This is a genomic window from Brachyspira catarrhinii, assembly GCF_005518285.1.
GTDB classification, from domain to species: domain Bacteria; phylum Spirochaetota; class Brachyspiria; order Brachyspirales; family Brachyspiraceae; genus Brachyspira; species Brachyspira catarrhinii.
In genome coordinates, this window is record NZ_SJDU01000021.1 from 1 (window position 1) to 13,043 (window position 13,043).

Annotated in this window: 18 protein-coding genes; 14 read left to right on the forward strand and 4 right to left on the reverse strand. The window is 26.3% G+C overall.

The features are described from left to right. The 4 genes from EZH24_RS01540 to EZH24_RS01555 all read right to left on the reverse strand — a co-directional run. On the reverse strand, positions 1-1,007 hold a 1,007-nt coding region (locus EZH24_RS01540), incomplete at its 3' end, for a radical SAM protein (RefSeq protein WP_137997378.1). Between the two features lie 115 nt (positions 1,008-1,122). Further along, entirely contained in the window at positions 1,123-1,362 is a 240-nt protein-coding gene (locus EZH24_RS01545; RefSeq protein WP_137997379.1) for a hypothetical protein, read from the reverse strand. Between the two features lie 34 nt (positions 1,363-1,396). Then, positions 1,397-1,627 carry a hypothetical protein gene (locus tag EZH24_RS01550; protein ID WP_137997380.1) on the reverse strand — a complete coding sequence of 77 codons (231 nt, stop codon included), beginning with the start codon at positions 1,625-1,627 and terminating at the stop codon, positions 1,397-1,399. Beyond that, positions 1,611-2,966, reverse strand: coding sequence for an AAA family ATPase (locus EZH24_RS01555; RefSeq protein ID WP_137997381.1), 1,356 nt, complete (start codon positions 2,964-2,966; stop codon positions 1,611-1,613). Before EZH24_RS01555 ends, EZH24_RS01550 begins: the two co-directional genes overlap by 17 nt. 288 nt (positions 2,967-3,254) lie before the next feature. Here EZH24_RS01555 and EZH24_RS01560 point away from each other — a divergent pair, with 288 nt between their 5' ends. From EZH24_RS01560 to EZH24_RS01625, 14 genes are all read left to right on the forward strand, one after another. Next, the gene (locus tag EZH24_RS01560; RefSeq protein WP_137997382.1) at positions 3,255-3,797 is read left to right on the forward strand and encodes a Panacea domain-containing protein; all 543 of its coding nucleotides are present in this window, start codon (positions 3,255-3,257) and stop codon (positions 3,795-3,797) included. After that, on the forward strand, positions 3,766-4,059 hold the full coding sequence (locus EZH24_RS01565) for a hypothetical protein (protein ID WP_137997383.1): 294 nt from the start codon (positions 3,766-3,768) through the stop codon (positions 4,057-4,059). The genes EZH24_RS01560 and EZH24_RS01565 overlap by 32 nt, the downstream gene beginning before the upstream one ends. 119 nt (positions 4,060-4,178) lie before the next feature. After that, positions 4,179-5,612: a B12-binding domain-containing radical SAM protein gene (locus EZH24_RS01570; RefSeq protein ID WP_137997384.1), complete on the forward strand. Its 1,434-nt coding sequence runs from the start codon at positions 4,179-4,181 to the stop codon at positions 5,610-5,612. Further along, positions 5,612-6,643, forward strand: a complete 1,032-nt coding sequence (locus tag EZH24_RS01575; RefSeq protein ID WP_137997385.1) for a glycosyltransferase family 2 protein — start codon at positions 5,612-5,614, stop codon at positions 6,641-6,643. Before EZH24_RS01570 ends, EZH24_RS01575 begins: the two co-directional genes overlap by 1 nt. Before the next feature lie 31 nt (positions 6,644-6,674). Then, positions 6,675-7,061: a class I SAM-dependent methyltransferase gene (locus tag EZH24_RS01580; RefSeq protein ID WP_137997386.1), complete on the forward strand. Its 387-nt coding sequence runs from the start codon at positions 6,675-6,677 to the stop codon at positions 7,059-7,061. Further along, a complete protein-coding gene (locus tag EZH24_RS01585; RefSeq protein WP_236847031.1) occupies positions 7,055-7,498 on the forward strand; it encodes a class I SAM-dependent methyltransferase in 444 nt (147 codons plus the stop codon). Before EZH24_RS01580 ends, EZH24_RS01585 begins: the two co-directional genes overlap by 7 nt. After that, entirely contained in the window at positions 7,485-8,387 is a 903-nt protein-coding gene (locus tag EZH24_RS01590) for a class I SAM-dependent methyltransferase (RefSeq protein WP_137997387.1), read from the forward strand. The genes EZH24_RS01585 and EZH24_RS01590 overlap by 14 nt, the downstream gene beginning before the upstream one ends. Next, positions 8,377-9,156 (forward strand): class I SAM-dependent methyltransferase, encoded by a 780-nt coding sequence (locus EZH24_RS01595; protein WP_137997388.1) that lies wholly within the window; start codon positions 8,377-8,379, stop codon positions 9,154-9,156. The genes EZH24_RS01590 and EZH24_RS01595 overlap by 11 nt, the downstream gene beginning before the upstream one ends. A gap of 152 nt (positions 9,157-9,308) precedes the next feature. Continuing rightward, positions 9,309-9,710, forward strand: a complete 402-nt coding sequence (locus tag EZH24_RS01600; protein WP_137997389.1) for a hypothetical protein — start codon at positions 9,309-9,311, stop codon at positions 9,708-9,710. A gap of 71 nt (positions 9,711-9,781) precedes the next feature. Next, positions 9,782-10,372: a DUF4337 domain-containing protein gene (locus EZH24_RS01605; protein WP_137997390.1), complete on the forward strand. Its 591-nt coding sequence runs from the start codon at positions 9,782-9,784 to the stop codon at positions 10,370-10,372. Next, positions 10,335-10,607: a hypothetical protein gene (locus EZH24_RS01610; protein ID WP_137997391.1), complete on the forward strand. Its 273-nt coding sequence runs from the start codon at positions 10,335-10,337 to the stop codon at positions 10,605-10,607. Before EZH24_RS01605 ends, EZH24_RS01610 begins: the two co-directional genes overlap by 38 nt. 78 nt (positions 10,608-10,685) lie before the next feature. Then, positions 10,686-11,153, forward strand: a complete 468-nt coding sequence (locus tag EZH24_RS01615; RefSeq protein WP_137997392.1) for a helix-turn-helix domain-containing protein — start codon at positions 10,686-10,688, stop codon at positions 11,151-11,153. A gap of 226 nt (positions 11,154-11,379) precedes the next feature. Further along, positions 11,380-12,117, forward strand: a complete 738-nt coding sequence (locus tag EZH24_RS01620; protein ID WP_137997393.1) for a class I SAM-dependent methyltransferase — start codon at positions 11,380-11,382, stop codon at positions 12,115-12,117. Positions 12,118-12,203: 86 nt separating this feature from the next. Next, positions 12,204-13,043: glycosyltransferase domain-containing protein (locus EZH24_RS01625; protein WP_161976088.1), on the forward strand; the 840-nt coding region annotated here is incomplete at its 3' end.

The following is a 13,043-nucleotide window of genomic DNA, read 5'->3' on the forward strand; positions in this document are numbered from 1 at the left end:
TTCCTAAATTTAGGAATTACATCATTAGAATTACATCCACATTGATATTGATCACATATTTCAAATTTAAAATTTAAATTATCATTCAATAAACTACCCATATTCGCAAATTTAGGACATTGTATAGAACCAGAATAAGTTCCATCAGGATGAATATAAATAAAATTACTTCCTCCAAAACAGTAAAAACCTGAAAAAGATTTTAATCCATTTCTAATACTTATTGCATAATCTAATTCTAAATTATTTATTATTTTACCATCTTTTATTATATTATATCCATTAATTGGAACACCAGATAAAAAATTTATTTTTTTGGCTTTACTATTTTCAACTGCTTCTTTCCATCTTGCTTTAGCATTATCTATCCATTGATAATGTCTATCAGTATATCTTTCATCATTTCTATCAAAAAGAGGGGCTTGCCTCAATTCCATAAACATTATATCAAAATAAAAACTTTTTCTTAACTCTATAAATTCTAACAAAAATTGTTCCAATAAGTCCTCCTTCTCTGGATGCAACATAAAAGACAATATTAAATAAACATTATATTCATTTGCTAATATAATTATATTAGCAATATGTTCTAATCTACACTGTTCCAAATGTACAGATATATTAAATAATAATTCTTTATCTTTTATAGATTCAAATAATTTTTTATGATATTCTATAGATTTACTTCCATTACTTACTATATTCAATGAAATCTTTTTATCTAATTCATTAAAATATTTGAGTAAATCTAAAAAGTTAGGATGTACAGTAGGTTCTCCACCTATTAACAATATATTATAATAATCTCTCTTTATATCAAAAATTTTGTTTGCTATTTTTTTTAATTCTTCAAAAGAATTAAATTGCGGATTATTCATTCCAGCATTTCCAAAACAATAACTGCATTTATAATTACAATGTGAAGTTATTTCCCAATTGACTCTCAAAACACTTTTAATATTTAATAAACCATGAGAAATAACATCTTTCATTTCAAAATTTTCCATTTGTTCTCCTTAAAATATAATTTTATATAAAAAATTTATGCAACAAAAAACCTATGCTGCAATTTTGTATTGCAACATAGGTTGTAATTTTTTAGATTTAATATTTAATATAAACTTAAGATTTACCCCCCCCCCCGCATAAATTCATATTGATAACTTCTTTATCCAACCAATTAATCAAATTTTCATCGTTAGTAATATTTTTCACATTTTCTAATAATTGATTTCTATCTATAGCTCCGTAATCAATCAAATCCAAAATCACTTTCTTAAATAAATTAACAAAATGATTCTCCTCTCTCGCTTCTCTTCTGTCAAAATCTAATGCGTTATAATATAAATAGAAAAAATTCATTGCAAATAATTTTGTTATTTGTTCGTTAAATTCTTTATTTACAAAAAGAATTAAAATCTTTAATATCCTTACCGTTTAATATATCTTTTAAACTTGTTATTTGTATAGACGATTTTCCGCTATCTTTTGATATAAATTCTATTTTTATTCTCAAATTATTTTTTATAAATTTACACATTTGCAATTCCGATTTTCCATGAACGATTACGACAGCTTTTAAATAATGGAAATTTTTTAATTTCAATTGTTTATTTTTCTTTGACATATAAATCATCCTGATTAAATAAATCGCCAAAATCTATATCGTCAATCATTGGTATTCCTCCATATAATCCTTTTAAATATCTTTTTCTAAAATTAGTGTTTGGATTTTTTCTCTCATATTCCGTAATAGGTATTAATATTTTTTTACCGTTAGAATCAATATTAAATAAATATATATAATCTTTTTTTATTTTGGTTTCCAATAAAGTTGTATTATGAGTGGTAATAATTAATTGCCCTTTAATAAAATTAGCCATGCTTGATATTATATTATATATTAATATGTCATGTATATTACTATCAAACTCGTCTATAGCGGAAACTTTATCTCTATTTAAACTTATTAATAATAATGGAAATAAATTGAGTAATTTTTGTGTGCCAGCAGATTCTAATGAAAAATCTATATCTTTTATTTGTCCGTATATTTGTTTCTTAAAAAATAATTTATATTTTATTTTATTATCTTTATATTCTCTATTATAAAATACTTTCTTTACATCGCTATATAATGTGGTAAAAAAATAGTTTAATATGTTTTCAGTATAATTTAATTTTTTTTCTTCTTTTTTAGTTTTGGTTATAATTCCCCTATTCATAGGAAATATAAACTTCCTTGCTACATTAATTCTACCCTTTTCTATATTAGATTTTTGTTTAATATGCAAAGATGTAGATAAGAAATATTCAACTATATTATTTATATCTTTAGGCATATTTTTATTTATATATTTCTTACTTTTATCCATTATTTCAAAAAATATTATAGATAGAAATGAATGTTTACCCCAAAATTTATCTATTAAATCAGAAATTTCTTTAAAATATTTATTAGAATTAAATAGCGACTTATTTATATATTTTTCTTTATCCGATATATCAAAAAATCGAGTTTTATTTTTACTTAAAACATATTCTAACTTTTCTCTGGCAATTCCATTTTCTCTCATTTCTATATAATATTTTCCATATTTTCCATTTAATTTAAACCCAAATTCTAAAATTATATTTTCTTTTGAATCTATAGTTTTAGCATCGTTAATAATATCTTCTATAGATTTAAAATTATCTTTTATTATTTTATTTATAATTAATTTTATATTTCTTTTATCATTTTTGTTATCTGCTTTTTTCCCCATTAATTTATCTATAATTCTTTTATAGACTTTTGTATTTAAAGTCTCAAATAAAGTAAAAAAAGCGTTAATAAAATTTGTTTTTCCCGCTCCATTCTCACCGTATATTATAACCATTTTTTTAGGATTATTTTTACTGTCGGTTAAATCGACTTCAAAATCTACCAATGATTTATAATTTTTTAATTTAACATATGTAAACATTTTAATTACACCTTTATTTTATTGAATTTTGTTATATTTTATAATAAATATCGAAAAAATCAATATAAAATTTTAATTATTTTTAGAAATGATATAAAACATTTTGGAATAAAAGAAAGCGTTAGTTATCTAAAAAATGTAAGTAATAGTATTGGAGAAAGTTATTATTTGTGAATTATTAAAAGACTCGGAAATAAAAATTAAATTTGTAATACTTGACTTTTAATATAAATTTTGTATAATTAAAGTAGATAATAAAAATATTTTAATCTAATTTTGGAGAATAAAATGTTAACTATGTTTGAAAAGGCGGTTTTATTTTTTATAGATAAAATCCCGGGAATTGGGGAAGTTAAATTACGCAAAGGATTGTTTTTAATAGATTCTCTCTATTACGCTTTACATAAAAAATCTTTAACGGGAATAAGTTATATAAAAGAAAAGCAAGGACCTGTTCCTAATAATAAAGCGCATAAAGAATTGATTTCCGTGTTAAGTAAACCTTATGTTATGCATAAATATAGAAAATACTACATTAACAAAGAATTATTTGACGAAGATTTACAATTTAACGAAAGCGATGAAAAATTATTAATGTCGGTTGTAAATTATATATCCGATAAGTCTGGAAATGAGTTGTCAAAACTTACTCATGACGATATATATAATAATACGCCTATGAGAAGTAAAATGCCACTTTCAAAAGTTGTGGAATTTAGAATAAACGAAGAGGAAGACACTAAAGAACCAAGCAATATAAGAGAATTATTTGAACCTATGAAAGATGGACTTTTACAAGATGCAAATTTTTTACACTCGATACGCGGATAATAGAAAAAAAGGAATTCTAAACGAATGTAGCTGTTTGGCAAATAATATATCTTCTCTTGAAAAAGCTATAAAAAATAAACCTACTATTGTAAAAAGCGAATTGGGTTCTATTTTAATTCCAGACAAAAATAAAGAAGTTGATATTCTTTATAGAAGTTATTCGCCCGTTTTAAGTAGTAAGATAGTAATTGGATGCGTATTATATTTATATTTTATAGCGTATGAAGATAATATTTGGATTATAGATGTAATTTTTGAATAATATAGTTTCTATAAAAACTTTTTAGAAGAATAAAAACTTCTGAACTTATAAACAAATATTACGGAAATTATATTAATATAGATTAAATTAATAAATACACTTAAGGAGAAAATATAAAAATGAAAATATTTTATTTAAATCCGTCTTACGGAGAAGATTTTGTAAGGTCGGCAAGATGGGCTGCAAAATCCAGAGGCAGAGTTCAAAGACATCCCGAGCAAGCTTTGATACATATAGCCGTTCTTGAAAATGCTGGGCATGAATGTAAATTTTTAGACGCCGCCGCAATGAATATGGGAGAAGAGGAAACGGTTAATGAAATAAAAGCTTTTATGCCCGATATTGTCATAATACATACCACTACCCCGAGTATATATAACGATATTAACTACGCTAAAATATCAAAGAAAATATGCAATCCAAAAACAGTATTGGTAGGCGCTCATGCCTCTGCAGAACCAGAAGATAGTCTACTAAAATCGCAAGGTTCGGTAGATTTTGTAGTTATAGGCGAGCCAGATTATACTTTAAGAGATATTTGTTCTGGAATGGATACAAATCTTATATTGGGTATTGGGTATATGAAAGACGGAAAATATATTGAAAATGAAAAAAGACCGCCTTTGGATGTAAACGAGCTTCCTTTTCCTTCTTGGAAACATATAGACCCAAAATTTTATCATGATGCTGGCAAGCTATATCCTTTCTTAACTTTATACACTGGCAGAGGATGTTTTGCCTTATGCACTTTTTGTAGAGAACCAGCCGTAATGGACGGAAGAAGATTGCGAATAAGAGACGCTAAAAAAGTCGTAGACGAAATGGAATATGATTTATCCCTCTATCCCGATTTAAGAGAGATAATGTTTGAAACGGATACATTCACCGCGGTCCCTAAACATGTAAAAGAAGTTTGCGAAGAGATAATAAAAAGAGGGTTGAATAAAAAAATAAAATGGAGTTGTAATGTCCGAACCGATATAGACACTTCCCTACTGCCATTAATGAAAAAAGCGGGATGCCGAATGCTTATGGTAGGTTTTGAATTTGGAACGAACGAACAATTACAAGCGGTTAAAAAAGGAACTACCATAGAAAAAGCTTCAAAATTCGTTAAAGAGGCTAAAAGATTAGGCTTCACTATTCATGGTTGTTTTATGATAGGCGCTCCTAACGAAACTCCAAAATCCGCTCAAGCTACCATAGATTTTGCAAAAAGTCTGCCTTTGGATACTATACAAGTTTCGGGTATAGCAGTATATCCTGGAACCGAATTATACAAATGGGCTAAAGAAAATAACTATATAAAAGCAAAAGACTGGACCGATTGGGTTGACGAAAATCATGAACAGGTTACGCTTCTTTCTTATCCGCAAATGTCGAAAGAACAAATTGATTTTTATATAGATAAGGGATTAAAAGAATTTTATATGCGTCCTTCTCAAATGTTTAGGATGTTTTTTAATATAAGAAGTTTTGACGATATAATTAGAAAATTATACGGTTTTAGAAGTTTCCTCGATTATTTTTCAAAGAACAAAAGGAAAGCGTAATGATAACCGTAGGCGTAACAACTTATAATATCGATAAATATTTATCCGAATTCTTCGATAGTTTATTTAATCAAAGTTTTAAAGATTTTGAAGTTATAGTAGTCGATGATAATTCGAGCGACAATACTTTAAATATAATAAAAGATTATAAGCAAAAGTATTCGGATAAATTTAAATATTTGCAAACGGATAAAAATTTAGGCTCTCCCGCTTATACAAGAAATAAAATATTGGATTCTTTTACAATTAACGGGGACTATATTATCTTTTTAGACGGAGACGATATATTGGAATATAATTTCTTGGAAAAACTTTTTGATAATGTTAAATCAAATAATTCGGATATAGCCGTATGCGGATTTGAAAGATTTGACGATGAAACTGGAAAAGTATATTCAAAAGAGATGATAAATTTTAAATATAAATTTTTAGAAAGCAAAGATTTTGACGATTCTTTATGTTTTATTAACGCATCTCTGTGGAATAAATTAATAAGATACGAATGCATTAAAAATATAAGATTTAAATATGTTAGAGGTCCCGAAGATTCTCTTTTTATGATAGAAGCCTATCAGAATATAAATAAAATAAGTTTTGTAAACGATATTCTTATACATTATAGAGTTAGATATAATTCCGTGGTAAACGCTTCTTTAGAAACTGTTTATAAATACTCGGAGTATTTAAGAGAAGAAAAAGAACTTTATAAAAAATTAAATAATTTGGATTTTGATATATTGGTTTTATTTGTTTTTATACATTTTGGAATATCTCTTTGCTACAGGTTATTTTTAGATGGAAAAACGGATATGAATAAGCATCTTTTATGGACAAGAAAATATCTTGACGATGAATTTCCTCAATGGAAAGATTTAAAATATCTTCGTTTGTTTTATTGTCTGAAAAATCATGGTATAAAAGGTTTAGGACTTTCTATTTGCCATTTTCTTTATAAAATCAATATGTTTAAATATTTTTTAATGAGTTATAGTTTTGTAATAAGAACTTTTAAGGTCGATATAAAATGGTAATTTATATTTTTATATTTTAGGAGAAAATCATATGAACGAAAAATACGATAAAAATTTTTATGAAAACCTTTACACTAAAAAAGATAATAAAGGCAATAAAGATAATTATAAGGGTTTTAACGACTATTATAAATACGGAGTAGGCAGAAGATGGGTAAGAAGCCTTATAATAAAAGCTTTTAAAAATATAAATAAAGAAAATATTAAAACCGTAATCGATATAGGTTGCGGAGAGGGAACTCACACGGCGTTTCTTTCAAATTTGCTTGAAAATGCAAAAGTTTACGGAGTCGATTTATCGGATGAAGCTATAAAATGGGCAAGACAACAATACAGCGATATAAAGAATCTAAACTTTTCACAGACTAATTTTAACGACATTACTATAAATAGTAAGGGGGGGGGTATGATTTGGTAAGTTCTTTTGATGTTTTGGAACATATTGAGGATTGGAAGGAGTTTTTAACAAATATGCTTAAACTTTCAAATAAATATATACTGCTTACTTTTCCAACTGGAAAAATGCCCGAATATGAAAAATTATACGGACATTTGAGGAACTTTAAAAGAGGAGAAGTAGAAACATTTTTATCTGAAAACGGATTTAAAAAAGTAAAGACTTTTTATGCGGGCTTCCCTTTTTATTCGCCTCTCGGAAGATGGTATTTGGGCTTGGGAAGTAATTTTAATAATTACGAAGAAAATAACGGCTCATTAACAAACGGCGCTTTTACTATAAAACAAAAGATTTTTCATACATTCTTATTTATACTATTTAGATATTTTTGTTTTCAACATATCGGCGATAGATTTTTAGGATTATTTGAAAAGGAGTTTATAAATGCAGGAAAATAATAACCAGCAATTTTATGAAGATTGGTATGATAGAATATCGGATTCGCCGACAAAAAGCGGTAATGCAAAATGGGAATATTATCTTTTAAGATGTATATTAAAATATATAGATAAAAATAATGTAAAAAGTTTATTGGATGTCGGTTGCGGACAAGGGAATAAAACGGCATATATCTCCGAACATTTGGGATTTATTAAAGCGGTGGGACTTGATGCTTCCAAATCTGGAATAGCTTTAGCCGATAAATTATATTCAAATTATAAAAATTTAAAATTTATAAATTCAAATTTAAATGAATTTTCTTCTGAAAGTCAAGATAAATACGATATTGTATCCGCTCTTGAAGTTTTAGAGCATATAGAAGATTGGCAAACTCTTTTAAATAATATGATAAATGTTTCCGACAGATATATATTATTAACTTTTCCAACGGGCAGAATGCGTGATTATGAAAGAAAAATTGGACATTTAAGAAATTTTAAAAGAGGAGAGGTGGAAAATTTTTTGGACTTAAGAGGTTTTAAGATAGTAAAAACGTTTTATTCTGGTTTCCCTTTATATACGCCTTTAGCGAGAGATTATATAGACAAACATTATGACAGTTTTATAGAAAGTATAGATACAAAATTTACAAAATCGCAAGAGCTGTTTCATAATTTTGTTTATTTTTCATTTAAATATTTTTGCTTTAAGAATATAGGGGATAAATTTACTGGATTATTTATTAAAGATAGTATTACTATAAACAGTAATGGGGGGGGGGGTAATTTTCATCCTGATAATAATCTAAACGAATATTTGATAATAATTATAAGCGTTCGGATGCAGAGATGCATTCGGGCGCTTTTTTATTTTAAAAATTTATTAGGAGAGATAGATGGAAAATAATAATAAAGAATTTTACGAATACTTTTATAATAGAAAATCAAATTCTACAACAAAAAGTTGCGCAGCTAAATGGGAATTTTTCTTGCTTAAAAGTATTTTAAAATATGCTAAAAAAGAAGATGTAAATAATATATTGGAAGTTGGATGCGGACAAGGAAATAAAACCGCTATTATATCCGATTACTTTAAACAAGCTAAAATTATAGGCATAGACCCTTCTTCTGCAGGTATAAGAAATGCAAGAGAAAATTATTCAAATTATAAAAATATAGAATTCGTAGAAGATGAACTTAATTCTTTTATAGAAAAAAGCGATATTAAGAAATTCGATTTAGTTGCAGCTTTGGAAATATTGGAGCATGTAGAGGATTGGGAGAGTTTATTAGAAGATATTATTAATGTTTCTAATAAATACATATTGTTATCTTTTCCTACTGGCAAAATGAGGGATTATGAAAAACATGTAGGACACTTAAGAAATTTCAAAAAAGGCGAAATAGAAAAATTTTTAAATATAAGAAACGTTAGAACGATAAAAACTTTTTATGCAGGTTTTCCTTTTTATACTCCGCTTGCAAGAGACTATGTAAATAAAAATTATAATAACTTTATGAAGAGTATAGAGCATGAATTTACAAAATCTCAAGAAATTTTTCATTATTTTATTTACTTAATTTTTAGATATTTTACTTTTCACAATATAGGCGACCAATTTAGCGGATTATTTATCAAAGATAATATTACTACAAACAGTAATGGGGGGGGGTAAATTATATAATAATATTAATAATTTTAGATAAAAGATTAGAAAGTTATAAAAATTTATATATATTTTATAAAAAATAATTCTTTATATTGACAAATGCATTATTTTTTATATACTTAATAATATAAATGTCTTTAAAGAAAAGGAGAATAACTATGGGATTTTTATTTATAGAACCTAACGACCCTAATGAAACTGCGCATATATTTCCAGCTTTTTACGAAATAGTAGAAGAAGAGATTTATGATTTCGTATATCATACATTTAATGATGAATTGTTAGGAAGTATTGATAATTTAGATGATGCAGGCTACACAATAAAACATGAAGAGTTGGGTAATATGATAGGTGAAAACGCCAATGTAGATTCATATGATAATGAAGCAATTTGTCATGGTGTCGGTGCTACTATTAATGATATAGGGAATGAATTTACTGAACATTATTGTCAAAATCAATCGGAAGCAAGAACATATGCAGCTAATAGACAAAACGCGGGACACAATATATGTGGAAATTGTGTAAGGCGATTATATAAAAACGATGACGATAATTAATTTATAATAATTAATATAGTTTGCTTAATTGAATTGAAATATATTATATTTTTAAGTAATAAGGAATAAATATGGTGGATATAATAAAAGAATTAAATTCGAGAGCTATTAATGAAAACTATAAAAAAGAACTTACGGAAAATGTTCAAAATATTTTTAAATTAGGCGTTATTTCGCCTACCCTTATAGATATTTTAAATAAAAAAAATGACGCTTTATTGGAAGAAATTGCAAAATTGAAATATAAAAATAAAGAATTAAAAAATAAAAACGAAGAATTGGAAAAACAATTAATATTATACAGAGAGATTTTTAGCTGTAAATATCCTATTAATATTGTGGCGTATATTATAAAGAAGAATTATCATTTGGATTTATCCGAAGAAACCATATTGGATATTTCTCAAAAAAATAATATGTTTGACGATGATAGATTTGCTTTGGCAATACCGCTTAGAAATAACGAATTGTCTGTTATTTACTCCCCTATAGGCGTAGTTAAAATAATAATATATTCAAAAAAACTTATAGAAGATAAAATATCATCTTTAATAAAAGAAAGCGATAGAGAACCTATGTCGATAGGTAAACGAATAAAAGAAATAGAAAAAGAGGTTTCCAAAAATGGAGATTATATATTTTCCACAAGCGGAAAAAAATAAGAATGAAATAATAGATAAAAATTATTATCATAGGCTAATTATAGAAGGTTTGGAAAAAGCGATATTAATCAATCCAAAAATAATCGTATCGGCATATAAATTTGCCGTAAAAGATAAGAAATATACGCTTTTATTTAGGAGTTGTCCTTCTAATAAAGAAAATTATTTAATAGCTTTATATTTTATAGTCGTTAATAATAATATTTATATAGTCGATGCTATACACGATAAATAATAATAAATTTATACGCTTGATATAATTAAAGAAATAGTTTATAATTAAATTAAAAATGAAGGAAGGAGGGCATAAATTATGTCAATAAGTGAAGAGGACAGAAGTATAGCGAGATTTCGTAAAAAAGGCTATATTCTTTCTAAAAATGATAAAATTGATTTGGCAAGAGTTTTAGAAGTTGAAGAAATTACTCAAAAAGTATTGATAAATGATGCGGAAGAAAGTTTAAAAAGTCTTCAAGACTTTAATGGGGCTAATAGTATAGAGCTAAAGCGTAAAATAAATAAGAATTCAGTAGAAACCTCTCTTAATATGAAAGGCGAAAATGGAACAGTTAACTTTAATAAAAAAGAATTTAATAATGGTTCTGTTATAGAAGAAAAATCTATTTTTAACAAGCCAGAGAGTATAGAAGAAAGAAGAGATATTTCAAAGGAACTAAAAGAAGATGGTTATACGCAACGAGAGAGAGCAAATATGATGGGTTGTTCTCAACCCACAATATCGAGAGACGATAAAGCAAATAAGAATAAAAGAAAAAGTTAATTATTTTATAATTAATAATTAAGGAAAAATTAATATGAGTTATTATAGAATGAAGCTAAAAAATATAATGAAATCGCTTATTGTAAGTAGTATTACTATAAACAGTAGGGGAAGTATTCTCATCCTAATAATAATCTAAACGAATATTTGATAATAATTATAAGCGTTCGGATGCAGAAATGCATTCGGACGCTTTTTTATTTTAAAAATTTATTAGGAGAGATAGATGGATAATTATAAAATATATAATAACAGATATGAAAGCCATACGGATAGCTATAATTATAGCGGAGGCATTAGGTGGGCGTTTAGTTTAATTAAAGACATTATCAAATATTGCGATAAAGCGAGCGTAAAAAATATTTTGGATGTCGGCTGCGGAAACGGAGTTAAATCTGTTTTACTTGCAAATTATTTTAGCAATGCAAAACTTTTGGGTATTGATTTTACGGACGAAGGAATTAAAAAGGCAAACGTTAATTATTCCAAAGTAAGCAATATTCATTTTGAGAAAGCGGATATTTTTGAAATGCAAGCCGAAAAATACGATATGGTTTCTTGTCTTGAAGTTTTGGAACATATTGAGGATTGGCAATCCGTATTAAAAAAGATATGCGATATTTCTAGTAAATATGTATTAATATCCGTTCCTACAGGAAGGATGCGAGATTATGAAAAATATGTCGGTCATTTAAGAAATTTTAAAAAAAGCGAAATAGAAAATTTTGTGGCGGATAAAGGATTTAAAAAGATAAAAACTTTTTACGCTGGTTTTCCATTTTATTCTCCTTTGGGTAGAGATTGGCTTAATAGAAATTGGAAAGGTTATGAAGAGGATATATCTGGCGTTTTTACTAAAAAGCAGAAAATCTTTCATACTATTGTTTATATCATTTTTAGGTATTTTTGTTTTAAGAATATCGGCGATAATTTCGTAGGTTTATTTGAAAAGCGTAATCAATAGACCATACTAATAATTCTTGTTTACTGTTGAAAATTATTTATTTTATTGTAAGATATAAGTAGTTTGATAAATAAATGGTATATTATATGACAAAAGAACAAATGGAAATAATAAATAAAGTTGTATGGTTTATTCCATTCAGAAAGAAAAGAGACGCTATTAGAAATTTTTTAATTTTATTAGCCGATAGATTTAATAATATAGATAATAGATTTAATAATATAGATAATAGATTTAATATAACTATCAATCAAAACCAAGATTTGCTAACTTATATGAGAAATGTAAATAATGTTACGGTTAATTATTTATTTTCTCTTAAAAAAGAATTAGCCGAACTTAAAGGAAATATTCAAGGGAAAAACAGAAAAGCTATTTACACCTGTATCACAAAAAGATACGATAATTTATTTGTTCATACTTATATAAACAACGATTGGGATTATATATGTTTTACGGACGATAAATATTTAATAGACGCTAAAATATATGGAAACTGGATAATCAAGCCACTATGTAATTATGATAGGGGGGGGGTAAATGCTGATAATACCAGAAAGTCAAGATGGCATAAACTTCACCCTCATGAAGTTTTGAAAGACTATGATTATAGTTTATGGATAGATGGAAATATTGATATTAAGACAAGCTATATATTTGAATGCGTTGATAAAGTTAGGAGTAAAAATATTGATATTTCCGCCCCGCCTCATTTCGAAAAAGATTGTATTTATAATGAAGCTGATACAATTATAGAAGTTAAACTTGACGATGAAAATATTGTAAAGGAACAAATGAAATTATATAGAGAAGAAGGTTTTCCAGAACATTACGGTCTTAATGAAACTAACATTATGTATAGAAATCATAAAAGCGATAAAGTTATTTCCATTATGGAAGAATGGTGGCAATTTATAGAAAATTAT

What these genes read in the sequence shown, in the direction of transcription:
- EZH24_RS01545 (WP_137997379.1), bottom strand. Translation starts at nt 1,362, where the DNA reads ATGAATTTTTTCTATTTATATTATAACGCATTAGATTTTGACAGAAGA.
- EZH24_RS01550 (WP_137997380.1), bottom strand. Translation starts at nt 1,627, where the DNA reads ATGTCAAAGAAAAATAAACAATTGAAATTAAAAAATTTCCATTATTTA.
- EZH24_RS01555 (WP_137997381.1), bottom strand. Translation starts at nt 2,966, where the DNA reads ATGTTTACATATGTTAAATTAAAAAATTATAAATCATTGGTAGATTTT.
- EZH24_RS01560 (WP_137997382.1), top strand. Translation starts at nt 3,255, where the DNA reads ATGTTAACTATGTTTGAAAAGGCGGTTTTATTTTTTATAGATAAAATC.
- EZH24_RS01565 (WP_137997383.1), top strand. Translation starts at nt 3,766, where the DNA reads ATGCAAATTTTTTACACTCGATACGCGGATAATAGAAAAAAAGGAATT.
- EZH24_RS01570 (WP_137997384.1), top strand. Translation starts at nt 4,179, where the DNA reads ATGAAAATATTTTATTTAAATCCGTCTTACGGAGAAGATTTTGTAAGG.
- EZH24_RS01575 (WP_137997385.1), top strand. Translation starts at nt 5,612, where the DNA reads ATGATAACCGTAGGCGTAACAACTTATAATATCGATAAATATTTATCC.
- EZH24_RS01580 (WP_137997386.1), top strand. Translation starts at nt 6,675, where the DNA reads ATGAACGAAAAATACGATAAAAATTTTTATGAAAACCTTTACACTAAA.
- EZH24_RS01590 (WP_137997387.1), top strand. Translation starts at nt 7,485, where the DNA reads ATGCAGGAAAATAATAACCAGCAATTTTATGAAGATTGGTATGATAGA.
- EZH24_RS01595 (WP_137997388.1), top strand. Translation starts at nt 8,377, where the DNA reads ATGGAAAATAATAATAAAGAATTTTACGAATACTTTTATAATAGAAAA.
- EZH24_RS01600 (WP_137997389.1), top strand. Translation starts at nt 9,309, where the DNA reads ATGGGATTTTTATTTATAGAACCTAACGACCCTAATGAAACTGCGCAT.
- EZH24_RS01605 (WP_137997390.1), top strand. Translation starts at nt 9,782, where the DNA reads ATGGTGGATATAATAAAAGAATTAAATTCGAGAGCTATTAATGAAAAC.
- EZH24_RS01610 (WP_137997391.1), top strand. Translation starts at nt 10,335, where the DNA reads ATGGAGATTATATATTTTCCACAAGCGGAAAAAAATAAGAATGAAATA.
- EZH24_RS01615 (WP_137997392.1), top strand. Translation starts at nt 10,686, where the DNA reads ATGTCAATAAGTGAAGAGGACAGAAGTATAGCGAGATTTCGTAAAAAA.
- EZH24_RS01620 (WP_137997393.1), top strand. Translation starts at nt 11,380, where the DNA reads ATGGATAATTATAAAATATATAATAACAGATATGAAAGCCATACGGAT.